General features: G+C 35.1%; 26 protein-coding genes and 1 riboswitch. Of the genes, 3 read left to right on the top strand and 23 right to left on the bottom strand.

The annotated features are described in order from the left end of the window. Positions 1–300: 300 nt before the first annotated feature. The 9 genes from NSQ92_RS05310 to NSQ92_RS05270 form a co-directional block, all read right to left on the bottom strand. Complete coding sequence (locus tag NSQ92_RS05310; RefSeq protein ID WP_341152452.1) at positions 301–1,998, bottom strand: sigma-54-dependent Fis family transcriptional regulator; 1,698 nt, start codon at positions 1,996–1,998, stop codon at positions 301–303. Between the two features lie 592 nt (positions 1,999–2,590). Then, positions 2,591–3,553, bottom strand: a complete 963-nt coding sequence (locus NSQ92_RS05305; RefSeq protein ID WP_047941561.1) for a glycoside hydrolase family 43 protein — start codon at positions 3,551–3,553, stop codon at positions 2,591–2,593. Positions 3,554–3,746: 193 nt separating this feature from the next. Beyond that, complete coding sequence (locus tag NSQ92_RS05300) at positions 3,747–4,370, bottom strand: YesL family protein (RefSeq protein ID WP_047941560.1); 624 nt, start codon at positions 4,368–4,370, stop codon at positions 3,747–3,749. 3 nt (positions 4,371–4,373) lie between these two features. After that, a complete protein-coding gene (locus tag NSQ92_RS05295) occupies positions 4,374–5,642 on the bottom strand; it encodes an arabinan endo-1,5-alpha-L-arabinosidase (RefSeq protein ID WP_341152451.1) in 1,269 nt (422 codons plus the stop codon). A 16-nt stretch (positions 5,643–5,658) separates the two neighbouring features. Next, positions 5,659–6,495 (bottom strand): carbohydrate ABC transporter permease, encoded by an 837-nt coding sequence (locus NSQ92_RS05290; RefSeq protein WP_047941559.1) that lies wholly within the window; start codon positions 6,493–6,495, stop codon positions 5,659–5,661. A gap of 13 nt (positions 6,496–6,508) precedes the next feature. After that, positions 6,509–7,351: a carbohydrate ABC transporter permease gene (locus tag NSQ92_RS05285; RefSeq protein ID WP_047941630.1), complete on the bottom strand. Its 843-nt coding sequence runs from the start codon at positions 7,349–7,351 to the stop codon at positions 6,509–6,511. Between the two features lie 219 nt (positions 7,352–7,570). Continuing rightward, complete coding sequence (locus tag NSQ92_RS05280) at positions 7,571–8,905, bottom strand: ABC transporter substrate-binding protein (RefSeq protein WP_095257741.1); 1,335 nt, start codon at positions 8,903–8,905, stop codon at positions 7,571–7,573. A 641-nt stretch (positions 8,906–9,546) separates the two neighbouring features. Further along, positions 9,547–10,071: an NADPH-dependent FMN reductase gene (locus NSQ92_RS05275; protein WP_047941557.1), complete on the bottom strand. Its 525-nt coding sequence runs from the start codon at positions 10,069–10,071 to the stop codon at positions 9,547–9,549. A 54-nt stretch (positions 10,072–10,125) separates the two neighbouring features. Continuing rightward, positions 10,126–10,743: a superoxide dismutase gene (locus NSQ92_RS05270; RefSeq protein ID WP_095320351.1), complete on the bottom strand. Its 618-nt coding sequence runs from the start codon at positions 10,741–10,743 to the stop codon at positions 10,126–10,128. A 256-nt stretch (positions 10,744–10,999) separates the two neighbouring features. On the opposite strand from NSQ92_RS05270, the gene NSQ92_RS05265 reads away from it, so the two are divergent. Then, positions 11,000–11,659 (top strand): helix-turn-helix transcriptional regulator, encoded by a 660-nt coding sequence (locus NSQ92_RS05265; protein WP_047941555.1) that lies wholly within the window; start codon positions 11,000–11,002, stop codon positions 11,657–11,659. 92 nt (positions 11,660–11,751) lie between these two features. On the opposite strand, the gene NSQ92_RS05260 is transcribed toward NSQ92_RS05265, so the two are convergent. The 3 genes from NSQ92_RS05260 to NSQ92_RS05250 form a co-directional block, all read right to left on the bottom strand. Next, positions 11,752–11,997: a DUF1450 domain-containing protein gene (locus tag NSQ92_RS05260; protein ID WP_047941554.1), complete on the bottom strand. Its 246-nt coding sequence runs from the start codon at positions 11,995–11,997 to the stop codon at positions 11,752–11,754. Between the two features lie 307 nt (positions 11,998–12,304). Further along, a complete protein-coding gene (locus NSQ92_RS05255) occupies positions 12,305–12,508 on the bottom strand; it encodes a hypothetical protein (RefSeq protein WP_095320350.1) in 204 nt (67 codons plus the stop codon). Positions 12,509–12,875: 367 nt separating this feature from the next. After that, the gene (locus NSQ92_RS05250) at positions 12,876–13,355 is read right to left on the bottom strand and encodes a methylated-DNA--[protein]-cysteine S-methyltransferase (protein WP_095320349.1); all 480 of its coding nucleotides are present in this window, start codon (positions 13,353–13,355) and stop codon (positions 12,876–12,878) included. A 183-nt stretch (positions 13,356–13,538) separates the two neighbouring features. Between NSQ92_RS05250 and NSQ92_RS05245 the strand changes: the two genes are divergently transcribed. After that, a complete protein-coding gene (locus tag NSQ92_RS05245; protein ID WP_047941551.1) occupies positions 13,539–14,930 on the top strand; it encodes an L-cystine transporter in 1,392 nt (463 codons plus the stop codon). A gap of 41 nt (positions 14,931–14,971) precedes the next feature. Here the strand turns inward: NSQ92_RS05245 and NSQ92_RS05240 are convergent, their stop codons facing one another. From NSQ92_RS05240 to NSQ92_RS05210, 7 genes are all read right to left on the bottom strand, one after another. After that, positions 14,972–15,673: a hypothetical protein gene (locus tag NSQ92_RS05240; RefSeq protein ID WP_341152450.1), complete on the bottom strand. Its 702-nt coding sequence runs from the start codon at positions 15,671–15,673 to the stop codon at positions 14,972–14,974. Next, complete coding sequence (locus tag NSQ92_RS05235; RefSeq protein WP_235850579.1) at positions 15,663–16,151, bottom strand: RNA polymerase sigma factor; 489 nt, start codon at positions 16,149–16,151, stop codon at positions 15,663–15,665. The genes NSQ92_RS05240 and NSQ92_RS05235 overlap by 11 nt, the downstream gene beginning before the upstream one ends. Before the next feature lie 153 nt (positions 16,152–16,304). Beyond that, positions 16,305–16,868 (bottom strand): GTP cyclohydrolase I FolE, encoded by a 564-nt coding sequence (gene folE / locus NSQ92_RS05230; protein ID WP_341152449.1) that lies wholly within the window; start codon positions 16,866–16,868, stop codon positions 16,305–16,307. Positions 16,869–16,900: 32 nt separating this feature from the next. Beyond that, positions 16,901–17,629: a 7-carboxy-7-deazaguanine synthase QueE gene (gene queE, locus NSQ92_RS05225; RefSeq protein ID WP_047941546.1), complete on the bottom strand. Its 729-nt coding sequence runs from the start codon at positions 17,627–17,629 to the stop codon at positions 16,901–16,903. Beyond that, complete coding sequence (gene queD / locus NSQ92_RS05220) at positions 17,622–18,104, bottom strand: 6-carboxytetrahydropterin synthase QueD (protein WP_047941544.1); 483 nt, start codon at positions 18,102–18,104, stop codon at positions 17,622–17,624. The genes queE and queD overlap by 8 nt, the downstream gene beginning before the upstream one ends. After that, the gene (gene queC / locus NSQ92_RS05215) at positions 18,097–18,786 is read right to left on the bottom strand and encodes a 7-cyano-7-deazaguanine synthase QueC (protein ID WP_141231645.1); all 690 of its coding nucleotides are present in this window, start codon (positions 18,784–18,786) and stop codon (positions 18,097–18,099) included. The genes queD and queC overlap by 8 nt, the downstream gene beginning before the upstream one ends. Before the next feature lie 36 nt (positions 18,787–18,822). After that, positions 18,823–18,865: riboswitch (PreQ1 riboswitch) on the bottom strand. Positions 18,866–18,971: 106 nt separating this feature from the next. Next, positions 18,972–19,853: a CPBP family intramembrane glutamic endopeptidase gene (locus NSQ92_RS05210; RefSeq protein ID WP_047941542.1), complete on the bottom strand. Its 882-nt coding sequence runs from the start codon at positions 19,851–19,853 to the stop codon at positions 18,972–18,974. Positions 19,854–20,092: 239 nt separating this feature from the next. Between NSQ92_RS05210 and NSQ92_RS05205 the strand changes: the two genes are divergently transcribed. Beyond that, on the top strand, positions 20,093–20,305 hold the full coding sequence (locus NSQ92_RS05205; RefSeq protein WP_047941540.1) for a helix-turn-helix transcriptional regulator: 213 nt from the start codon (positions 20,093–20,095) through the stop codon (positions 20,303–20,305). A gap of 56 nt (positions 20,306–20,361) precedes the next feature. Here the strand turns inward: NSQ92_RS05205 and NSQ92_RS05200 are convergent, their stop codons facing one another. The 4 genes from NSQ92_RS05200 to NSQ92_RS05185 all read right to left on the bottom strand — a co-directional run bounded on the left by NSQ92_RS05200 (position 20,362) and on the right by NSQ92_RS05185 (position 26,021). Further along, entirely contained in the window at positions 20,362–21,912 is a 1,551-nt protein-coding gene (locus NSQ92_RS05200; protein WP_341152448.1) for a hydantoinase/oxoprolinase family protein, read from the bottom strand. Between the two features lie 3 nt (positions 21,913–21,915). Then, entirely contained in the window at positions 21,916–23,004 is a 1,089-nt protein-coding gene (locus NSQ92_RS05195; protein WP_341152447.1) for a DUF917 domain-containing protein, read from the bottom strand. A 20-nt stretch (positions 23,005–23,024) separates the two neighbouring features. After that, the gene (locus tag NSQ92_RS05190; RefSeq protein ID WP_047941537.1) at positions 23,025–24,299 is read right to left on the bottom strand and encodes a cytosine permease; all 1,275 of its coding nucleotides are present in this window, start codon (positions 24,297–24,299) and stop codon (positions 23,025–23,027) included. 120 nt (positions 24,300–24,419) lie between these two features. Next, on the bottom strand, positions 24,420–26,021 hold the full coding sequence (locus NSQ92_RS05185; RefSeq protein ID WP_341152446.1) for a PucR family transcriptional regulator: 1,602 nt from the start codon (positions 26,019–26,021) through the stop codon (positions 24,420–24,422). Between the last annotated feature and the right edge of the window lie 6 nt (positions 26,022–26,027).

The raw sequence follows: 26,027 nt of genomic DNA, 5'->3' as shown, positions 1-26,027 counted from the left end.
AAATAAAAAAAACTGAAACTGTTATTGTTTCAGTTCAGACTGTAGACAAACTCCTGTATTTTGGAAATAGAAGTTTGAGTAAAGTATATTTATTAATCTCTTTGAATTTAGACGTTACTTTCCGCTCCGGGGGTTCGCTTTCCGTGGGGCTCGCGCTGAGCCGCTTCGGCTTTCAGCCTGCAGGGTCTCAGACTGTCTCGCTAATCCCACAGGAGTCTCACCCCCTCCACTCCAAGCAACGCATGAAAATGCATTTTTACTTCTCCAATATCTTTTTGTCGACAAGCTGAACTGAAACTGTTATTGTTTCAGTTTTCTCCACAAAGTTGTTCGATTAATCCCGAGTCTTTCAGCAACTTTTGTTTGATTATAATGTTCTTCTTCCATGACGGCGTCAATAATTCTTTTTTCTATTTCCTCTAATGTACCTTGTAAATATTTATTATCCATAGTTTCCATTTTATTCAACCTCTCTCCAAGAAGCTGTTGTATCAACCCTTTCCCTATTACAAACCCTTTTTCTTCCTTAACAGCATCATGAATAAGTATATATAATTCTTCAACATTTCCTGGCCAAGAATAAGATTCCAATACTTGCCATGCATCTTCCTTTATCTTGATTGCTGAGGTGCCAAATTCAGAATGAAATGCAGTTAAAAAGTGGGTCACTAATGGTCTGATATCCTCTTTACGTTCAACCAAAATTGGTAAATCAACTCGGATAAATTCGAGATACGGAAGAGCAGTATACCCATTTATGCCTGACGTCTCCATCGCTATTATAATTGTGATGACATTATTGTAATTACTCTTTACTTTTCCAACAAATATCCTTAACTCTTCCAGGCTTAACATCTCTATTTCATTCAAATAAATCGTTTTTATATCAGGATCCAACTGTTGGTTCATATTTATAAATGCTTTGGCAGACATAACTGCTAAAAGACCATTTCCTCTATTTTTTTGGAAATGAATCCATTTGGTGATTAACTTTTTTCCTGTGCCAGATTTCCCAATAAGTATCCAGCCATTCCTGCTAAGATTACTTTGAATCTTTTCTATGCACCTCTTCATACTATCACTTTTAGAAAGGATAACGGGCGGAGTTGGTACATCTATAATATGTAAGGAGTTATCCAGTACTAAATCTTTCATAGAAGAAAAGGCAAATAAATAATGAAGTTCCCCTTCTATCTTTATAGGAACCATCATCTGTTTTACTCGTTTATGCTGATTCGTTTCAATGATATCTAATTCTTCTTTACTATCACTTTTTTGTTGAATGATATTTATCATTTTTTTGACCGAAAGCGGGGAATCACTAAATCGTTTCCAATTTTCATAGACAATATTTCCATCACGATTCATTACAATGACATCCGAAAACTGTCTCTCTATAATGGTTTGCATAATAGTCATTTGAAAACGCTGCTTTCTCAGCATTCGGTAGATGCTCTTCACTTCTTTAATGGCTTCAAATATTGCCTCTCTGCCTGATTGTATTAGTATTCCTTCTAGATTATATTTAGCGGCCGCATCACGAGTAATAACATCTCCAATAATTAATTGATATCCATCCATTTTCAATTGATTGACTAAAGGATCAACTTCAATAGCATCCTCGATTGTAAATACTTCAATAGGTATTTCTAACAAGTCCGTTATCGCCTTCGCGCCCATTGTAATGTTAGAAAAACCCACAATCGCTTTCTTGCCTGGATAATCATTTGCCAGGGTCAAGACACGGAGCATATCATAACCAGAAACATGTATGTCAACAACTGGAATAGTCACTTCTTGCTCTATTAATTGAGCAGTCCCCCCACGACTTATAATAACCTCAATGCCCTGTTTTTCAGCCTCCTTTGTAATTGGAATTGCTTCTTGAAGATTGGCCAATTCAATTTTCATATTAAGTTCAGGTTCTACTTTTATGCATTCTTCCATCACATGCTCCAAAGCAGGATAAGGAGCAATTAATAACGTTTTAATTCCCATTTTATTCACCTATTATTATTTATTACTTTATACATTGAAAGAATTATGTCTAGATGTCAAGTTTCGTTCATAATTTACTAGATACTGACAAGTAAATAGAAACTTTTAAAAAAACAAGTCAAGTAAAAGACAAGTTCCATGCCGCAACAGACAGTCTTACCTTCTAACTGAAGGATGCATATCTGGTCTTATACTTGAAAAGATTAGGATAATTAATGGTTAAAGACGGACAATCTCTATATTAATAATGAAACCAATTTGTTCCATTACATTACACTACAGACACACGTTGCGCTGGGAAGCAACCTTCTATGCTCCACCGTTATCTTTTATCCATACAAAAACCCCAGCTCTTGTGGTGTCCAATAATTGGGGTGCAGTTTAGTGACGCGGAGACTCAGACGTAGCCCCATGGGAAGCGAGGTGTATTCAGACTGCGTGAGATTACCACAAAGCTTCTTTCTTAAAATAAATAAAAAACCCAAACAATTATACGAATGTTTTTTAGTGTGTACGTATAATTGTTCGGGATTAAATTTAATTAATACTTATATCCCAGCCTTTTTCTTTTTTTAGACTCTTAGTATATCTCCTAATCCTTAATCGGTTTACCAAACACTGGAAGCCCATTCTCATCCCAAGTAAATACTTGTGCCCTCGCGTGGCGATCTGGATTATTCAAAGGATCTCCCTCTATTTCTGTATATGGTCTTGCATGATAGATAAGAACATCTTCCCTTCCATCTTCACTAATAGTAAAGCTATTATGTCCTGGTCCATATTGTTGATTCTCTGGGGCGCTGCTAAAAACTGGCTTATCTAATTTAGTCCAAGAATATCCATCTAATAAATCGGAATTTATATCGGCCCAAAGCATTCCCATGCAATAATTTTCATCGGTTGCACTAGCTGAATAGGTTATGATGACTTTTCCATTTCTAATCAACACCGCAGGACCTTCATTCACTAAAAATCCGATTTTCTCCCAAGAGTATTCAGGAATAGATAATAATAACTGCTTCCCTTTTAAGGTCCAAGGATTTTCCATTTCAGATAGATATAGATTAGAATTTCCTGGAATAGCCGGTTCCTTTTGTGCCCACACATAATAAAGCTTGTCGTGCAATTCAAACACAGTTGCATCTAAACTAAAACTTTCCTGAGCCGTTTTTACTTGACCCTTTTCAATCCATTTTCCAGTTAGAGGGTTTTCATCAGCGCATTCAAGTACAAACATACGATGCTGAAAAATCCCATTTTTAGGGTAATCATACTCTGCTGCGGCAAAATAGATGTACCATTTTCCACGGATAAAATGAATTTCCGGAGCCCAAATTAAAGAGCTTAATGGGCCTGTTGAATGAGCATGCCAAACAAATGCACTTTCACCATTTTTCAGCCCATTTAATGTTCTAGCTCTGCGGACTTCTATTTTCTGATAGCCAGGGACAGAACCAGTGAAATAATAGTAGCCATCTGTGTGTTTATATACCCAAGGATCTGCTCTTTGTAAAACAATTGGGTTGTTATAATGAACTGTCTTAACATTCGTCATCTTACTCTCTCCTTTTTATCCATTACATTTCAAACTAAAAAGATTATCTCCCATCAAATTATCCCATAACCATAGACGTGATTATCTTAAGACTTATCTGATTAAGAAATTTAAGAACTGCAGATGCAATCACTTTCAATCTGCCATTGGTCTGATTTCCATCTAATAACAATTCCTTTAGCGTTCTATGTATCTATTCAAAACCTCTTATAATTCTTTTTTTGACTAATTCTCCTGATATGAACTTATCCACACATAAAAAATAGGTACTAATTAAAAATAGTGGTATTACAATACTATACTTATAAGCTACTGCTAAAAGTACTAACAAGAAGAGTAAACTAAATACTGTATGTAAAGGCAGTAATAATGGTAAACTCAATACTAATTTTGCTTTCTCCTTAAACGTACCATGCGTATATATGGCTATTGGAAATGTATAAAGAATAGTAGCCAAAACATAAATAATGAAACATAGAACTGGATAATAGAAAATAGCAGCCCCAACTGTCATTCCTCGTACCAGCTGTAAATCGATCCAAAGCACATATAATACAAGGAAATAAATGATTCCAACACCATTCATTTTTAGAAAGTTCTGCTTATATGCAGAAAAGTATTCCTTCGCAAGCTTTCTAAATGACGGAAAATCATTGAAAAACTCCTCTTTTCTAATTAGGACATTAAGGGCATAGGTAGCTGGAAAAATCCCGAAAATTCCAAGCCCAATTATACTCCCCATAATCCAAAGCAGATTAAGAATGATGACACTTAACAGCCTATCAAGAACGATCATCACTTTGTTTGACCACACCATAGATTACACCCTCTTTCCAAATATAGTATCTCCTGATTTTGTTAAACCAGAGAAGGCTATTGTCTCTATATTGTTTTTCCAATCCTTAACAGGAAAAATAACAAACTCAAAATTTCTATCCACAAAGGTAAACTGATTATCACCTAATGAATCAATCTTAGTTAGACTATCCTCTTTTAAAGAAAACCTTTTACTATGCTTAACTCTTCTGTCTTCATCAAAAGAAATATATTCCCAATCACCCAATAGATCCAGAACAGAATAATTGCGTGTTTCAGTATGATAGTAGTATTCTGGCGATACAACCGGCCAGCCGCTCATTAGCCAAAATAATTCCCGTATAAATCCATAATGATAGGGAGAAAATTCCTCTAAACGAACATGGTGAACCATAAATTGTTTATTCTTTTCGCTAAAAATGGAATTGTGACCTGGTCCAATCCAAGCAATATCATGTTCAAACTGATAGCTTCCCACTAACTTAACACCAATAGTATGTGGTTCATCCTCTGTGTCTATCATATTTTTACCGTTCACATCCACGTAAGGACCAGTAATTTCTTTCGACCTCGCTACACGAATATTGTAACTATCATGCAAACTATCATAAGAAGTAAACAAATAATAATAATCAAATGTCGAATTGTAGATAATAAAAGCGCCTTCTATCGCACCTTCTACTTCTTTTGGTCTTATTGCAAGCAATGTTCCATAACCATCATCAGCAACCGGCATCCCTGTTTCCATATTAAGTCTGACAAGGTAAATGCCTCCAAAGAAGGATCCATAACAAAGCCAGTACTCACCATATTTATCTATTACTACATTTGCATCTATCGCATTATGTGTCGCAATTTCTGGATTTGTTTTAAGTACAATCCCTTGATCACACCACGGTCCTTCTAAATGGTCAGCAGTAGCTAATCCAATACAAGAAACCGTACTCCCAAAAGTGGAAGCGGAATAATACATATAATAGCGACCTTTATAGTTAATAACTTCCGGGGCCCATAAGCCTAATGCCTTGGACCACTCTTTAGCCTCTTTAGGAACAGCCTTTAACGCAGTTCCAACATAATCCCAGTGGATTAAATCCTTTGATTTTCTAATTTGCGCCCCCTCAGTTGGCGCATTATCGATATGTGTATCGGTTGAAAACATATAGTAGAAATCATCTTCTTTGATAATCGTAGGGTCATGGGTTCCCAAGGTTCCCCATCCGTATGATTCTATTAATTCTAAGCACTGTTTTGTTTCTTCTTTCATTTTCATAGCTTGGTCCTCCTGTTTACCCTTTCACACCTGATAAGGCAACTGATTCAATAATCTGTTTTTGAAATATCAAGAATACGATTAATACTGGAAGTAAAGAGACAACAGAACCTGCCATAATCAATGGATAATCCGTTTGAATAGCATAAGTTGCTTTTAAGTTTGCAATTACTACTTGTAATGTTTGTTTCTCTGGACTATTTAGATAGATTAATGGTGCTAAATAGTCATTCCACACACCCATGAACCAAAGAATAAATTGTGCCGCTACCGCCGGACGAATAACAGGAAAAATCAATTTAAAGAAAATTTGAAGGTAACCCGCTCCATCCACCTTTGCTGCTTCAATTAACGAATAAGGCACATTGGTTAGATATTGACGAAGGAAGAAAATCATCGTAATATTTCCAAATAAACCTGGCACAATTAATGGTAATAGTGTATCTACCCAACCCATTTTAGAAAACATTACGAATTGGGGAATCATAATGATTGGATAAGGAATCATAATAGAAGCTAATAAAATTAAAAATAATGTATTTTTAAAAGGCATTCTTAGTTTCGCAAAAGCAAAAGCAGCCATACTAGATGTTATGGTACCAATAATAGTTACGGTTAAAGAGACAATTATAGTATTTTTAAGTCCGTATCCCAAAGTATCAAGCTGAAATAATTTAATGTATGCATCAAACTGGAAGGGATCTGGTATCCATTGTGGCGGTAAGGCAAATACACCAGTCTTGTCTTTTAATGAAGTAGTAATCATCCATAATAATGGTCCAATCATAAACAGAGAACCAATGGTGAGAATGAAATAAATAAATATATCTGTTATTTTCCTTTGCTTTTTCATGCTATACACCCCCTTAATCCAAACTATAATCTGATTTTCTATTAAAATAGAATTGAATAACAGTTACGATAAAGATAAAGATAAATAAAATTAGTGACATCGCTGAACCATATCCCATTTGATAATATTTGAATGCTTTTTGCCATACATACCAAACAATAGACGCGGCACTATAAGATGGTCCGCCAGTCGGGGTCATAATGTTAATTTCAGTAAATATTTGGAATCCGCCAATTATATTTGTAATAACTAAGAAAAACGTTACCGGTTTAACCATTGGCCATGTGATACTTTTAAATTTTTGGAAAGAATTTGCACCATCTAGATCAGCTGCTTCATAATAGGTTTTCGAAACACTTTGAATTGCCGCTAAATAAAGCAGCATCGAATAACCTAACCCTTTCCATACTGCCATAAGGATAATTGCTGGTTTAACAGTTGCAGTATTTTCTAACCAGTTTGGACCCTTAATTCCAAATAAATCCAAAAATTGATTAATCAATCCAAAATCTCCATTATAAGCCCATGCCCACATTATAGAGATTGCTGCAAGAGAAGAGATAACAGGGATGTAGTAGATTGTTCTAAAAACAGTAGTCCCTTTCAGCCCCCTGCTCAAAGCCATTGCGAGCAGCAATGCCAATCCTAATCCAATAGGAATTCCTATCATATAAAAAACTGTATTATAGAGAGTTTGATAGAAATATTCATCTTGAAATAGTTTAATAAAGTTATCTAAGCCGACAAAGTTCATTCTATTCAATCCATTCCAATCCGTAAATGATGCATACACAGAATAAGCAAATGGATAAACAGAAAATAATAGAAATCCAATAATTGGAGCTGCCACAAACATCAGTGCAACTCTATGCTCTTGCTTATACAAGTTACTAGTCTTACTTTTAGGTTTTATTTTCGGATTTTTATTCTTTTCACTGTTTGTAGCTATAACACTGGACATATGCTCACCTCTTTAGCAATTAAAGGGTGTCTTAAAAGAAGAGAACCTCACAACAAGTTTTACTTAAAATTGGTGAGTTCTCCTCTTAGTAAAAAGACATCCTAATATTTTAGTTTATTTAGACATTTTTGCTTGTTCATTGGCCTCATCTAAAAGCTTTTGCATTTTAGGCTGTATTTCTTTTACAAAATCGGCTGCAGTCTGTTTCCCTTGCATTACGGGAGTAATATTCGACCAGAATTCATCTAACCATTGGGAGTTATAGGTAGCGAAAGTTGGGTATGGAACACCATAATCTCGAACAATATCTAAAAATTCTTTCTTATTATTTGGAACCGTTTCTGTATCGCTAGCCCATTCTTCAGCCATATCAATTAAATTCGGAATTTGCACTTTAGCATCTAATAATGTTTGTTGGGCATTTTCATCAGCAGACAAGTAAATGGCCAATTCAGTCGCTAAATCGGGATATTTTGTAGTCTCTGAAACTACTAATCCCAGGGAACCAACATATGCAACAGATTTACCTGTTGTACCAGATGGCCACGGCATGAGATCGTATTCAAAATCTAGTTTGGCATATGTACTCATATCCCATGGACCAACTGGGAAGAATGCTAATTCGCCATTCATCCATCTTTGGTATGTGTCCAATGTTTCAGCTTGTGAAGCATTCGGTGTTGTATTATATTTATTAGTTAAATCGGCAAGGAACTGCAAAGAACTTGCAAACTCTGGTGTGTCAACTGTTACAGTATCTCCAGCATCATTTAAAAAGGATGCACCATTACTATAAGCAAATGATTGCAGAGTCCACGTGGCATTAAAACCGCTTGCCCATTGATCAACTTCACCATCACCATTTGTATCTTTTGTTAATTCTTGACTAATTTTTAAGAATTCCTCCCAAGTATAGGCTTTGTCTTTATCTGGCAACGGAATTCCGGCTTCTTCAAACATGTCTTTATTATAACCTAGCGCAAATGGACCGATATCTTTTGGTAATCCATAAAGGGCACCCTTACCAGGAGTTTTCCCATCATAGCGATAGATGTCTACACCAAATTTCCAAATACTATCTAAATCAAAATCTGCATTCTCAACTTCTTCTGTAATATCTTTAATGATGCCATTATCAACATAATTTGCGATACTTCCAGAATCAAGATAAAAAACATCGGGTACATTCCCACCGGAAACAGCAGCAGATAATTTAGTAGCATATTGATCTGCATCTGTATTAATGATTTTTACCTTCACGCCCTCATGCGAATCTTCAAACTTTTTAATCGCTGCTGTATAAGCCGTTTTCTCATCTGGCCCTCCTCTAAACATAAACGTGATTTCTTTCTTCCCATCCGCATTACCGTTACTGCTACTTGAACATGCACCTAAAAGCAACATACTGAAAATCACAAAACTTGAAAGTAATATTTTTACTTTTTTCATTTTATATTCTCCCCTATTTTTAATTTCTTTTATAAAACAAAAAGGATAATACTAATCTGCATTTCTATCACTTTAAGCGTAGACTTACTTTGTTCTCTTTATGTAGCATTTAATTTAGAATTACTTTCATTTTCACCAACGTATCAACAGTTTATTTGTTTTTGCATTCCTCCTCATCTCCCTTTTTATATGACACTATGATACAACTTAATAGCAAAAGGCGATTTTTACAAAGTTTGTTGTTATTACAGATAGCCTCTCGTTGTGTGGAATTCCCCCAAAATAGAGAACAACATTTTTATAAAACACCCTTTAAAAATATATCTTATAAGTTATTTATACAATTATCTGTAAGCGTTGTCAATAACTTTTATATAAACTTAGATATATTTTTCAGACATTAAGTTAACATATTTATTAATCTAATTCATCACATAGTTAACCACCTTAACAAAGTTAACATTTGCATTAACCTTACACTTTTCATTACATAATTATTAACAAGTATATTTAAAAATTTGAAGAAGTGATTTTTTCTTGCAAATTGGATTTTTGAGAAACAGTGTGCTCTTTAATAAGTAAAAAAGACAGACCTGCTACTTCGCAGAATCTGCCTTTTTAGGACATTTCTAAATGGATAACTAACGTTGTAAATAAATAATTTCCTCAGCCAGTTTAATCATTCGCTCTTTGACCTCTTTGTCGATAATTTCATTCTCCTCATCAAAATAGTCATTATGCACAAACACATTTTGCACGGTAATCAATGCTTTAAAATAGGTAAGAATCGGCTTTAATTGATGTTCCATTACAAGAAAATGTTTATCCGTACCACCTGTGATAACCATTCCCGCTACTTTCGTTTTAAATGCATCGACTGGTAGATGATCAAAGAGATTTTTTAATACCCCTGAAATAGAGGCTTGATATACTGGTGTTCCAATCACAAGAGCATCTGCACTCAAAATAGTATTGACCACTTTAATGGTATCATCATTATAATAACTTAATGGCGCTCCATTAACAAATTCGATCTCATACTCTCTTAAATCAACTAATTCTACTTGAATCGTTGGGTCAAGTGCCTTGGCAGCAACTAATACTTCATTTACTGCTTTAGCTGTTTTGGAACCAACTAATGATCCAGAAATCCCTACAAGCTTCATAGTATCCTCCAAGCTTAAAGATAAGCATGAACCACTTAATCTTTGTCTATCATATTAATTATTATTCGCAAATTTATCCGCAACTACACTCCAATTAATAATAGAGAAGAAATTGGAAATGTATTCAGGTCTTCTGTTTTGGTAATTTAAATAGTAAGCATGCTCCCATACATCCAATCCTAAAATAGCGCGTTCGCCATTCATAATTGGATTATCTTGGTTTGGTGTGCTTGTTACTTTTAAGCTGCCTACTTCGTCCACAACCAGCCAAGCCCAGCCAGACCCAAATCGAGTAGTAGCAGCAGCAGTAAATTGCTGCTTAAATTCATCGAAGCTTCCAAAAGCTTTATTAATTGCTTCTGCTAATTCACCAGAAGGTGTATTCACACCTGAAGCTGGTGCAATTACTTCCCAGAATAAGGAGTGGTTTAAATGCCCGCCACCATTGTTTCTTACAGCAGTTCTGATTTGTTCTGGTACCTCATTCAGATTGCTTAATAACTCTTCTAAGGATTTTGCTTGTAATGCATCCTGACCTTCAAGAGAAGCATTTAAATTATTAACGTATGTCTGATGATGTTTTCCATAATGAATTTCCATCGTTTTCTGGTCAATATGTGGTTCTAAAGCATTAAATTCGTATGATAAAGCTGGTAATGAATATGTAGTCATTGGTATTTCCTCCATTTTTTGTTTTTTATACTTTTTGGTTTAAAAAATATATTTAAACAATAAACCATCCATAATAAAAAAGCAATTACTTTATTCTAAATTGGTGGATGTTTTTTTTATTAACTAAGCTAATCTTATGCACTGACTCTTGTACAAGTAACTACTTTCAACATTTTATACTTTCTGGTATAATTAATTTCTATACCTTAAAATTATTTAGATTTTTTTCTCCAATGAAATAGAATGGAGGTTTAAAATGGTCCCAACACAAAAAACGACAAAAGATAAAATTCTGCATCTTCTTAAGAAAGAGGGCTCCTTAACGGTAAACGATTTTACCGATCGTCTAAAAATAACACATATGGCTGTGCGAAAGCACTTAACAATATTAGAAAAAGATAATTTAATCCAATCCGAATTTATCAAACAGCCAATGGGCCGACCTATTCAAAGCTTTACATTGGCGGAAAAAGCAGAACATTTTTTCCCAAAAAGTTATGAAGGAATCAGCATCGATTTATTACACGACATTAAAGAACTTTATGGAAAAGATTCAGTTCAGCAATTATTCAATAAACGGGAAGAACGTCTAACAAAAGAGTATATTTCACGTATGGATGACAAAGATCCTGCTGAAAAAATGCAAGAAATGATTACTATCCAAAATGAAAAAGGATATATGGCCGATTTAACAAAAGTGGACGACCATACTTTTGAAATAACGGAATATAATTGTCCTATCCTCGAGGTAGCGAAGGAGTTTAAAATAGCCTGTAGATGTGAGACAGAAATGCTCAAAAAAGTTCTCCATGCAAAGGATGTTACGAGAACATACTGCCGAACAGAAGGAGACAATCACTGTAAGTTTGTCGTAAAGTTTGTTTCCCAGCATGATTCCTCGTTCGTAGTATTGTAAGGCTTTTTCTTAGAAAAAACTTAAACTAATAGGAAAAGGGAAGTCATCAAGAAATTAATTCTTAAGACTTCCCTTTTCTAGTATTTCTTCTATTAAGCAAATACAGCTAATTCTGCTTCAATTTGTTTCATTATTAATTCAAGACATTCCTCAGTAGTTTTTGCAAAAATTCTTTTTCCGTTTACAATTGCATAAGGACGTTTTGCACACATTCCACAAAAGGAAAGACAGCTGCTTTCAATCACAGCTACTTCTGGATATTTAGATTCTAGTATTTCTTCTAAATTTATTGAAGTGATCAAACTTCCATCACAAATTTCTACAACTACAATCCCCATTTGCTCGTTCCTCCCTTCTATTTTACAAACAATATATATAAACGATTATTTTTATGGACCAAAGATATAAGGAAAAAACTAAATCACACTTTATAAAAGTTTTTTATACCATACAGTATAAAAAACAAGTATATACATTTAATCATTTTCTATATAAAAATGCAAGTAAAGAAGCTCTCCATAATTCTGATAGACTAAGAATAAAAATACTCCCTTACAGCTGTTATATTATGTATTAACAAGTTTTTTCATCAGCTGCCAAGGAGTATGTCCTACCGATATGAATTTACAGGTGAATTTTTTCTATTTATCCCCTAAAAAATTTCTTGAACTTTTCCAACTCTTCCTTACTATACGTTTTTGTTTTATCAAAATAAGGATTATCTTCAAGCACATTTTTAGGATCTACATTTGTCTTAATCGATACACTTGTCTTATCTGAATCAGCTTCCATCATATTATCATTTATTTGGCCAAAATCAGACATATTCGCTCCCTTTTGTTCGTTCATCCAAATCACTCCTTTTTTTATAAGTTTTACAGAAAGCAGAAAATTATTCTCTTCCATTAACATATATATTTTAGCGAACAAAAAACATCTCGCTAAAAAGAAATAATATTCTGAAAAAGAGTTCATTACTTCACAATATTTGATTTTGAAATCGTTTTCATTTATAATGTAAATTAGGTTGGATAACATTAGTGGTTATCACTGTACACAGCGTAGGTGGAGCTGGTACTTCAATAGAGCTTTATTAGTTCTAAATGAGAAGCAGAAAAGTATCCGATTCAATAAGAATCGGATACTTTTCATTAACCTACAAAATAAACATTAGCTAAAGGAAAAGTCCCCCGTTTATGGATTTTGTCTTGATTTATTATATGGTGTTAGTTTTCCATTTCTGCTCATGTCTAAGCAGCCATTCCTTCCGCCATAAACCACCGGCATAACCAGTCAGCGTTCCATTCGCTCCTATAATTCGATGACATGGAATGACAATGCATAGTTTATTTCTTCCATTCGCACTTCCCACTGCACGAACTGCTTTTTTGTTACCGATGCTGCTTGCAATATCCTTATATGATCCCGTTGCCGCATAGGGAATATGAGTTAAAGCATTCCATACCTGTCTTTGAAATGGAGTTCCACCCATTTCAATTGGAAAAGAAAAATTATGACTTTTCCCACTGAAGTAAGCATCTAGCTGCTTATAGCATGTAATTAAAACCTGAGGTGTCTGATCATCTATCTGGTTCTCTGGTGACTCTTTCTCTGAAAATAAGATAGAATAGATCGCCTTTTCTGTTCCAATTATCTCTATTACTCCAATTGGAGATTGATAATCTAGTGCAAACATCCTATCCCCCCGAAAAACTATTTTCTATTATTTTAACAGAACAGTATCATTTTGCTTCATAAAAAACATTTTTATTTTTTCAAAAATCATATTTACAAATGAGGAAAATAGTGTTAGTCTTTTAAAGAATTTACGCAATCCCTATTTAACCTATAGGAATTACAATAAAAGGAGGACATAGCATTGAACCTTTTTGCTATTTTAAACATTATTATATTACTTATTTTGCTTAGTGTTCTATTCTATATGCAAAAGAAACATATATCCTTCTCTAAACGCGTGTTTACCGCTTTAGGACTGGGTGTATTATTTGGAGCAATTTTACAATTATTTTTTGAGCCGACTTCAGAAGTAATCACGGTTACGAATGATTGGTTCGGTTTAGTTGGAAACGGATATGTAAAACTACTACAAATGATTGTTATGCCACTAGTCTTTATTTCTATTGTGGCTGCCTTCACAAAGTTAGAAAAATCAGCTAACCTTGGGAAAATTAGTGGTCTCGTAATCGGAACATTATTACTAACAACAGCTATAGCTGCAGGAATCGGAATCGCCTCTGCTGCAGGTTTTGACTTAAAAGCAATTGATGTAAATGCTGGAGATGCTGAAGTACTTCGCGGACAGCAACTAGAAGAATCTTTAGGGGAAGTCCAAAGCACAACTGTACCACAGAAAATTCTTAGCTTTTTACCAGCTAATCCATTTCAAGATTTAACTGGTGCTAGACCAACTTCTACTATTGCGGTAGTAATTTTTGCGGCATTCGTTGGAGTTGCATTCCTAGGGATTAGAAGAAAAAATCCAGAGCAAGCAGCTTTCTTCCAAAAAATTGTTGAATCATTACATACAATAGTGATGCGAATTGTAACATTAGTACTGCGATTAACTCCATATGGTATACTTGCGCTTATGGCAAAAACAGTTGCAGGAAGTAACCTTGATGCAATTGTGAAGCTAGGAAAATTTGTTATTGCGTCCTATGTTGCCTTAATTGCAATGTTTATTATTCATTTAATTATTCTTGCGATTATGGGACTCAGCCCAAAACAATATTTAAAAAAAGTTTGGCCTGTTCTTACCTTTGCATTCACATCACGTACAAGTGCAGGAACAATGCCATTAAATATTGAAGCACAGAAGAATAAATTAGGTGTACCTGAATCCATTGCTAACTTCTCTGCATCCTTCGGGGTTTCAATTGGCCAAAATGGTTGTGCTGGTATCTATCCTGCAATGCTTGCAGTCATGATTGCACCAACACAAGGAATTAATCCTTTATCCCCATCTTTCATTGCGACATTAATTATTGTCGTTATGATCAGTTCATTTGGAGTTGCTGGAGTAGGTGGAGGAGCAACATTCGCAACATTGATCGTTCTCTCTACTTTAAACTTACCAGTAGCATTGGCTGGGGTATTAATTTCTGTTGAACCATTAATTGATATGGGGCGCACTGCTCTAAACGTAAGTGGATCAATGGTGTCAGGTGTTGTAACAAGTAAAACACTTGGTGAATTAGATACAAAACAGTATCAGTCGAATGAAATAGATACTAGTGAGAATATGGCATAATAAAAAGGCAAAGCTCCTTCTAAGGTGCTTTGCTTTTTTATTTATTTCAACTCTAATTCATTAATAAGATCAAAATATTCAATCATCATCACTTCTATTTTATGTTCTTCATTTAAATTAGCTTGCCCAGTAATTGTTCCAACATTTGCTGTACTACTGCCTTTTTTCTTATATTCTATTTTTGCCGTAAAATTGTATATAATCTCATCAGAACTGGTCTTTTCATAATTAATATCCAATACTCTTAAAGTGTAATGATTTTTCGCAGGTTCATTCCATATTACGGACCCATATCTTGAAACGTATTCAACATACGCTCTATCACTTGCAAAATACTCTTTAAATAAATCCTCTTCATATTCGCTTAAGCCCTTTATTTCTCCCTCTTCTTCCTCCGAACTCGTATCATTCATTATTTTTAACAAATTCTCATCAGGTCCTGTAAAGTTATTTGTTATAACAGCTTCAATTGTTTTTATATCTGCTGCTTCTTTCATTGAAATACTGTCACTTGGATTTTGTGCTGAATCTGAAGATATTAAACTTAAGCCAAGCGGAATTAATATAATGATAAACGCAGCTACAGCTATAACCGGAAAAAGTTTCGAAAAAATTCGTCTTTTCTTTCTTGTTACAGAAATCTGTGTCCATAATTCTTCTTTTAATCCTTTAGGTATATTAATGGAGTTATATTCCTTCTTTATCTGCTCCTTTAATCTTTCATTTTCTTGATTATTCTTCAAGCTTACTTTCACCTCCAGAGTGATACTGTCGATATATTTTCTGTTTCGCTCGGTATATCCTTGATTTAACTGTTCCTAATTTAAGGGAAAGTAGATTAGCAATTTCTTTTTCTGATAAACCATCCAAATATTTTAATATTAATATTTGTTTGTATTTTGGTCGTAAATCAGCTAAATAATATTCTATTTCATCTCTCTCATCATTAAATTCATTCGTAGTTGAAATATAGTTTTCTTCTTCAAACATACGTGTTGATTGTCTATTGTTTTTATTATATATATCAATAGCAGTTCTTGTAGCAATAGTAGTTATCCAAGCACTTAACTTTGAATGATCATTTATTTTCCCTAAATTTTTAAATACTTTTATAAAGGTATCATGTGTTGCATCTTTCGCTAGTTCCTCATTTTTCAGGATGTAAAAAGTTGCTTTGTATACCTTTTCAAAAAAGTATTCATATATTTCCTTCTCATTCATTTTTCGTAATATTAACCACCTCCCTTTATACTTTAAGACCAGTTTATCAACCAAAAAGTTCCCCTTTTCTTATAAAAAATGTAAGTTAATTTAAATAAATTCCAATAAAAAAATCCTGCTCTCACAGGATTTTTAATAAATACTAGCTTTATCTTATTTAATCAACGCAAATACTTCTGCGCGTTTATCACTGTCAGTCTGAAAAACACCTCGTACAGCTGATGTAACTGTTTTAGCACCAGGCTTTTTCACTCCACGCATGGTCATACACATATGCTCTGCCTCTAACACGACCATTACTCCATGGGGCTCAAGTGTTTCCATCATAGTATCTGCCACAGTGGACGTTATTCGTTCCTGAAGCTGAGGACGTTTTGAAACAGCTTCTATTGCTCGAGCAAGCTTACTTAACCCAGCCACTCTTCCGCCTTTCGGGATATAGGCAACATGCGCTTTCCCGTAAAAAGGGACTAAGTGATGCTCGCACATGGAGTAAAAAGGAATATCCTTTACTAATACCAATTCTTCATGGTCTTCATGAAAAATCGTTTCAAAATACTCTTTTGGATCGATGGTAAGACCAGAAAAAACCTCTTCATACATTTTCGCTACCCGTTTTGGAGTATCCAATAATCCTTCTCTATTTGGATCTTCTCCAACTGCTTCTAATAGTAAGCGAATAGCCTCCTCTATTTGAGGAGTATTAATTTTACTCATTCTAAAATCCTCCTAAAATCCTTCCCGACTATCTACACTCCACGCTTATTTCCCCAAATATACGTATGTAGCTGTGGAAGTACCTTCACATTTTTGAATTGATGATCAAGCATGGTTTTATCAATCAACCACTCATACTTCGCCAATAAATGTTCGACTAATTTAGTATCATCAGTCGTTTTATTATCTTCATTCCCAACTTGTAAGAAAAAAGGAATATCAGGATAACGCAAATGCACTTTTTTGGCATAGTTGTAATCTTCATCAGAAAATACAACAACTTTTAAGCTAATATGAGTACTTCGATTAGCATCTCTTAATCTTTGCACAATCGAATCCAACATGTCAAAATCCGTATTCATTTTAGAACTTGGCGGCTTAGGAGAAATAGTAAGTTCATCAATATCTATAAACCAATCTTGCCATTTGCTCCCTTGTGTCTCAAGCCCAATCTTTATTTCCTTTTCCTTTAATAAATTTACCAGAAAGGAAAGATTTTTCAAGAGGGCCGGATTTCCTCCTGAAAGGGTGACAAAAGAAAATCCGTCTCCACCTAGTCGAACTAGTTCCTCCCATATTTCCTCTGCTTGCATTTGCTTAATCAGCTCTTTTCCGCTGCCATCCCAAGTAAAGGCAGAATCACACCAAGCGCAGGAATAATCACAGCCAGCTGTTCTGACAAACATCGTTTTTTGGCCAATGACCATTCCTTCTCCTTGTATCGTTGGTCCAAAAATCTCCATGACAGGTACTTTACTCACTCTCCATCCACTCCCTTCTCATTTCTGCATAACTAGTAGGAGTTTCATAGAGACGAACAAATTCTACTCTCGCCCCATTATCTGCTTGCTTTACCTCATCTTTATTCAAAGCCTCTTCCATTTTTTCAAAGATCCAATATACTATATTCTCTGCTGTTGTATTCATTGGTGGAAGAGTTTCATTCAAGTAGCGATGATCTAAGTAAATTTCAATCTCGGTTTTCCATATTTTTTTAATGTCACCAAAGTCTATCATTAATCCTCGGTTATCTAAATATCCACTAATTCCGAAAACTACCTTGTATGTATGTCCATGAAGATTCATACATTTTCCTTCATAAGCATGCAGGTGATGTGCTGCATCAAAGGTAAACTCTTTACTAACCATAACACGTTTGCAATGATATTTTAATTGTTTAGAGGAAATATCTTCCCCAAATTTTTGCAGTCTATCTACAATTCGAAAGTCATGCATTCTCTAATAACCCCTTTCGAACAGCGAGATAATCATTTAATCCCTTTTTACGCAGCTTACAAGCAGGACATTCTCCACAGCCATCTGCCACAATTCCGTTGTAGCATGTTAATGTTTTTTCACGAACAAAGTCAAAGGCACCTAACTCATCCGCAAGGCCCCATGTTTCTTCCTTATTTAACCACATAAGTGGAGTATGAATGACAAATTGGTTATCCATGGAAAGATTTAACGTTACATTCAATGATTTAACAAAGATATCGCGACAGTCTGGATAGCCGCTAAAATCTGTCTCACACACACCTGTTACAATATGTTTTGCTTGTATTTGACTTGCTAATACACCAGCAAACGACATAAACAATAAATTTCGTCCTGGAACAAATGTGGAAGGCAGCTCTCCTTCCTTGCCATCTTCGACTGCAATATCGTCTCTTGTTAAGGCATTTGGCGCCAGCTGATTTAGCAGAGACATATCAAGAATATGGTGTTTAATGCCAAGCTCTTCGGTGATTTTCTGTGCACATTCAATCTCTGTAATATGTCTTTGATTATAGTCAAACGTTACAGCTACTACTTCTTTGAAATTTTTTATAGCCCAAAATAAACAAGTAGTGCTATCTTGACCCCCACTAAATACAACAACCGCTTTTTCGTTTTTCATTTCGCAAATCTCCTTCATATAGAAAAAACAGCACTACTAAGAAAGTAGTACTGTTTTTTCTTAGTTTTTTAAAGAGGGTAGCTAGAACCTCCACCGTCGAAACGGATTTTATTATGCTATTATGCAGCTCGATTTATTATAACGCATATTCCTCTATTATTCTATGACAATATTGATTAAAATCTAGACAAAGTGTATTAAAATTATCTTTTCATAGTAAATAGTTTGGTAACAATAAACCCAATAATGATCATAATTGTTGCTAGAAAACCACCTTCTAACCCAAAAGAACCACCTGTTAGCCAATCATTTCCCACAGAAACATCTATTCCGTATAGCCCGTAGGGAGTGGTACCACTAACTGGAAAACCAAACACATTTCCTTGGAAATAATTCCACGTTATATGATAACCAATTGGCATCCATAGGCTTTTCGTCTTATCATACATATAAGCAAATAAAAGTCCTACAAGAAAAATATTGATAATTCCAAGAGCCGCTACATTTGGATTTAATAAATGAGCTATCCCAAAAATTAATGATGAAACGATATATACTACCAATTTTGAATTTCCATTATCGGTAAGTGTAGACATAATATAACCTCTGAAGGTCAATTCTTCAGAAAAACCGACTAAAATAAAAAACAGTAGATACAAAATGGTATAGGTTGAAAAATCCGGTGAACCAAGTGAATTAGCCATCTCTATATTTTGGGTGAATAATAGAATAAAAAAGATAATGACGATAGACAATGCGCCAAGTCCTAACCCAATAATAAAATCTGGAGAAAGCCTTTTAAATCCCATTTCTGAAATTCTCTTCTTATTAACAAACTTCCATAAAAGACATAATACTGCAATACCGCCAATTAATCCTAACCCCTGTGCCAAAAGCGAGAGCGGTGAACCGTCTAATACTTGATCAATCATCTCATCAGAAAGATTAGGGTGAATTTGTGATTCAATTATGATAGCAATAATCATACCTGGCGCTGATAGCAGCAATTGTGCTATCGTAGTAGCCAATAAGGCCAACAAAATAATCCATCCAGATCTTACCTTGCCCAACTTATTTTTGAACATATTCCCCTCCACTTTTTACCATACTTAATTTAAAAATTCTCCTTCTCATTATATCTATTTCTTTTTGGAAAATATATGCTTTTATTCGTTAGGATAAATAGAAAATGAATCTCTAAAAAAATCAGACCATTTTTTATGATTATTACTATATCTTCATTTAATCGAAATGATTAGTTAGTTAAAATTTTGGGTATTGAATAATTACTCGATAATATACTATAAAGATTGGGACGATTTTTATGATTCAATTTAAAAATGATATGGAGTTTAGAAAGTTTTTAGAAGAAGAATTAGTTTCTACCTCTCAGGTTACCGAGTTATTAGGGTGTACACGGCAATATATCCATGACTGTGTAAAAAAGGGGATTCTAGAACCGCTTAATGTTGGCAATAAAGAAAGAATCTATTTAAAATCTGATATCATGGCACATATAAATAGAAAGAGAAAATGAGGCAATCATTTTCTCTTTCTTTATTCTGAGTGTCCAATTGTTTTAATCAGCTAGCTTTACGTTAGTTCTCCTACTACCTTTACTCTTAGTCTTGTCGCATTTCCTGGATGATATGCTAACGGAATTTCTTCTATTTCTACAAGTTCAATTGTTTCCACTTTTGCACCTGCTAATATTGCTTGCTGTTTCGCTCTTTCTTCCGCATCTTTTCGCGCCTCATCACGAGGAGTTTGTGAATAGATATATATTTGCTCATATTGTCCGCTGATTTGCGAAATGGATGCGCCTATTGCATTGGCAACCGCACCATTCTCATTATGAATGATCTCTTTTACCCCTTTTAACTGTCTTGGGATAATGATGCTGCCGCCTCCTACTAAAACAACCGTGGCATCATTATTACTTGTTTTCATTTTATCAATTGCTTCTTCCGTCATTGCTGCTATTTTCGCGTATGCTTGTTGAGCGAATTCTTCATCAATATGTTTCACTAATTCTGGATTTCCTATCTCTGCAACTCCTAAGCGTACTGCAATGTCCGTTGTTGTGAGTGTTTCCCCCCCGAAGACAAGCGCTTCTTCAGTAATTCGGTAACCTACGCTGTCTGGTCCAATCGTTACTTCATTATTCACGTTTCGGACAATACTTCCCCCGCCTAATCCAATGGATACAATATCCGGCATACGGAAATTTGTTCGGACTCCGCCCACATCTACTGCAAGCGCAGACTCACGCGGAAATCCGGCTGTTAAGACACCAATATCCGATGTCGTTCCACCTACATCTAATACCATCGCATCTTTAATCCCAGCTAAGTAAGATGCCCCACGAATACTATTAGTTGGTCCACATGCAATCGTTAAAATGGGGAATTTTCGAGCATACTCTATCGACATCAATGTTCCATCATTTTGGCAGAGAAATACTTGCGCATCTGTTATTCCTTCTTCTCTTAATGCATTTTCAAAGCCATTGCTTGTTGCTGCAATAACCTTAAATAAAGCACTATTTAATATCGTTGCATTTTCCCTTTCAATTAATCCAACAGAACCAATTAAGGAAGAACAAGATACTGGGGTTTTTTCTCCCATCACTTCTGCCACTAAATCGGCTACTCGAAGTTCTTGATCGTTTTTCAAGGAAGAAAAAACACCAACAACTGCTATCGCTTCTACTTTTCCTTTCCATTCCTTTAAAATGGAGCGTATTTCTTCCTCTGAAAAGCTAGACAGTACTTGTCCATCATACTCATACCCGCCTCCGGCTAAACGATACTCTCCCGTTAAGGCAGAGACCATTTCCTTTGGCCAAGCAGTATAAGGAAGGACAGAGGCCGTTGCTGGATATCCCAGTCGAATCACACCTACTTTAGCCAGTTTTTTTCTTTCCACAATAGCATTTGTACACTGAGTAGTTCCTAACATCGCATGGGTTACTTTTTTTCTATCAATCCCTGCTTCTTTTAATACTCTTTTTAAGGAAGAGACAATCCCTGACTCGATATCTTCACTTGTAGGCATTTTTACTTGATGGATTAAATTTAAACCTTCATCAAGTATAATAGCATCTGTATTTGTTCCCCCAACATCAATTCCTACTTTATACATCTATCACACTTCCTTTCTCACAAGATCCTCTAATGGTGTATAGGAAATATCGTAACCAAAATACTTTGGTCCTACTGTTTCAATCCCTTTCTCTGTTCTCCACTGGGGATCAGAAGGCAATGCCAGCAGCCTCACTCTTTTTCCATATTTCAGCGCTTCTGTCGTAACTGGATTTAATGTTTCTAAATCTACTAAACAAATGAGGTCAGGAGTCATAGCTAATGGTTTACCATTTTTTTGGGCTACTAAATTTTCATTTTGGAAAAATACTTGTACTTCTTCTCCGGTAAATTGCTCCAATCCATCTAATGTTACACAGCCCCTATTAAACCCTCCCATTGTGTTTCTTTCAACATCTATAATTTTCCCATCAAACAAATGATATCCACTAGTAGTATCTAAGAGTTCGTGTAGTTTGGTTAATTCATCCTTTGTATTGGAGCGGATAATTTGTCCAATTTTTTCAGATAAGGTAATAATATTTTTCACACTATATTTTTTCAACTGCTCCCCTGTACATGGATATATACTAACTAATGAACTTGCACCCATTTCAACGGTAGCTACTCTAGCAATCCGTTCTGTCCATTTATTATCAATTGTCTCCATAATACCAATATTTCCTTTTTCATCTGTTATAGCCATCGGTGTAGAAGAAACGCCATTTAGATGGAAGGTTACCATTTGTAGTTCTGGAAATGCCCGTCCCATTCCATCACAATCAATGAGCGGCAATCCTAACTGGGCAGCAACTACAATAGGAATCATGGAATTGACTCCCCCTGCTTCCATGGGAAATGTTCCCTTTATTTCTTTATTTAAATATTGACCTAGTTTTTTAAATACACGTACGAATTCATCACCTTTTGGAAATTTCTCTATCAACACAGATGGAGCCCCCATCATTGCCGCTGGGATAAAAAAATCATCATTTTCTACTTCTTCGGGTGACAAGAGTTGAACGGGACCATTTTCTTTTATCGCTGAAAGAGCCATCATTTTTCCTATGTAAGGATCCCCTCCACCCCCTGTACCTAGAAATGCTGCTCCAACTGCTATATTTTCAATCGCTTCTTCATCTAAATATCGCATGTGATTCCCTCCAGTTGTGATTATTGATTAATAGATACTTGTTTTTGAACGATAATATTTCTGGCTACTAGATAACATACAAAGGAAATAACCATTCCAATCAATGGCTGATTTGGCAGCTGTGGTAAGCTTGGAAAAAAAGAGAAGATAACAGGAATGCCTGCAATCGCTGCCCCAACAAGCCAAGAGATTACTCCTAAGAAATTTATTCCTTCTTTACTAGCCCATTTTGATTTGTCCCCTTTTTGAATAACCCAATAAGAAGCAATCATTACCCCTGCGACAGGAGGAATCATGGCAGAAAGCACGGACATAATCGGAACAAAATAATCTAAAATTCCAACCACAGCAAGAAGTGTGCCTACACCACCTGCAATCGCAACTGCTATCCGTTCTTTTTCTTTTGAAATATTAAATACATTGATAATGGCAATTCCACCAGAAAAGGCATTTACTGCATTCGTAGTCCAGGTTGCTAAGATAAGAGCAATAATTCCCAAAACAGGTAGTCCTAGTTCTGTAAATACACTTGTAATATCAGCAGTTCCAGCAGTAAGGGTCAATATAGCCCCAACAGTGATCATTAAGACTCCAGAAGGCAATATCCCAATAAATGCAGCTTTGCCAACATCTTTACGTGATTTCGCATATTGAGAATAATCCCCTGCAATAACTGCACCTAACGCAAATGAACCAATCGTAATAGAAAGTCCAGATAAAAAGGACATGGATCCAGCCGGCATATAATTTTTTATTTGTGCAACACCGTCACCCATTAAAGAAACCGCAACTGCATAGACACAGACTGCAAGCAAAATGGGAACTGCAACATAATTTAGAATATTCAGTATTTTAATCCCATAAATGGCTGATAACAGCATAATGATGCCCCATATGAGGGAAGAAAGCGGTACTGGCAGGTTAATCCCATATACGCTTAAAAATTGGGAAAATGCTGCCCCACACACATTTGCTTGTATTCCGAACCAGCCCAGACATGCAACAGCTAATATAATCGAAATTATTTTCTTTGAGCCTTGTTCTCCAAAAACTTGCGAAGCGACACTAACGGTCGGCTTGTGTATATCACTGCTTTGTATTCCTTGAAAGATCATTAAAACAACAATAATTCCATACCCTATTAACCCGACAAGGACAGCTTCCCATAAAGGCATACCACTAACTAGTGTACCGCCTATTAATAAACTAGGTATACAAATCATCGAGCCCGTCCATAGAAAAGCTAGACTCTGCCATGATTGTGCCTCCTGATTTCCGTCTCTGTTATCACTCATTTTCACGCCTCCTTTATGTAATTAAAACTTATTATATCGATAACGAAACTATATGTATTTAGCTGAACCGAAAAATAAAAAGAGCATTCTTTGTTTAATTGAACAAAAATGCTCTTTTTTCTATTGCTCTTTTATTTGTGCTAACATTCGATAAACAGCGACAGCTTTGTATAACTGAAAAACTTCTGGTGATTTCGTAACAGGATATTTGAGAATTTCGGTTATCCTTTGAATTCGATATTTTATCGTATTTTTATGTAAGTAAAGAATATCAGCTGTTTCCTGAAAACGATTACTACCTTCTAATAAATATACCGTAAGTGTACTTAAGAGCTCTTCTGCTTGGTTGCCATGTTCTCTTATAGGCGAAATAGGCTGCAATATTTTCTCAATTGCCAATTCTCCGCTATTAATAATCTGAAAACACTCTAAAGAAAAATTCATTTCTTGCAGGGTAAATATTTTTTTATACGGATAAATAATTTTCGCTATCCGTAAATACTCATTACAGTTCGTATATGCTTGCTGAACCTCTGTTGTATTGTTCATATTTTGACAAATAGTTATCGTAAAGTTCTGTTCCTTTTCATCCAACAAAGCTAACAATCGATTTGCTGACTGAAAGGGATCTTCTTGAATAATAGAATCATCTACTAGGATAATAAGAAAACCGTTATAAAAATCAACCAATGAAACATGATAATTCTGTCTGACGTATTCTTTCACTTTCTTCAGCAGTTGCTCTTCCTCCATATTGTTCGTTTCCATAATCCACATCATATGTATAGCTGTTACATCAATATTTAATATATTGGCCAGACGTCGCATCTTTACACTTTCATCGTTCATAATCGCCTTCATTAGCTCTGCGGTACTTATTTCATCGTAGTGTTTTCCCCATAAATTAATAAATACTTGCACGACTTCTGCTAGTTGAACAGCTGTATCAAGAACTAAAGGATCCTTTTCCTTCAAAATATATAAATTTAAAAAAGGGATTCCTTCTTGGGCAATTACTTTTTTTGATATATATAAAGGATGGTCGCCATTTCTTTTCACCAAAACTTGGTCAACAGACAATTCTTTATATTGCTCAACTGTTTCAAAGATATTCATTGTACTTGTTCTTGGCCATGTGACTGCATGGATGACCTGGTTATTTTTATTGGCTAATACAAGAGAAGAACGAGTACGGTCAGCCAGTATTTTTAAGACAGTGTCCATATTTCTTTGTGGAAGTGGTACTCCAGATATTTGCTCAACCATCTCACTTACAAAGCTAGGGGAAGCCATCTCATTCTTTACAATCGCTTCAATGACTTCATATATAACTTCACTATAACGCAAAGACATTTGCTTTTCAGGCATAACAATTAATGTAAAACCGAGTGTATCTGCTAATTCGATAACTTTCTCATCAATTTTCGGGAGAAAAACACCGACATAATATAAGATTAAGCCAATTTCCCCTACTTTATGCAAATGCTCAATTGTTCTGCATTGTGCCTCAATATCATCTTTAATCATGATCAAGGCAGAAATAACAATTTCACTTCCATAAAACTCATCATTATTAAACAAATCTTCCTTCAGAGAAGCTACATCCGTATATTCTAAAACCGAAATAGAGGAAACTAGCTTTGTTAGTCCCTCTTTCCCTGCAACTACTTTTGCCTCACGCAGGGAAGGGAGCTTTAATAATTCTTCTAACTTTATACTCATCCAAAA

The organism is Niallia sp. FSL M8-0099, assembly GCF_038006945.1.
GTDB classification, from domain to species: Bacteria; Bacillota; Bacilli; order Bacillales; family Cytobacillaceae; genus Niallia; species Niallia circulans.
Note: the sequence above shows the minus strand (reverse complement) of the source record. Positions and strands in the feature narration are given on the sequence as shown.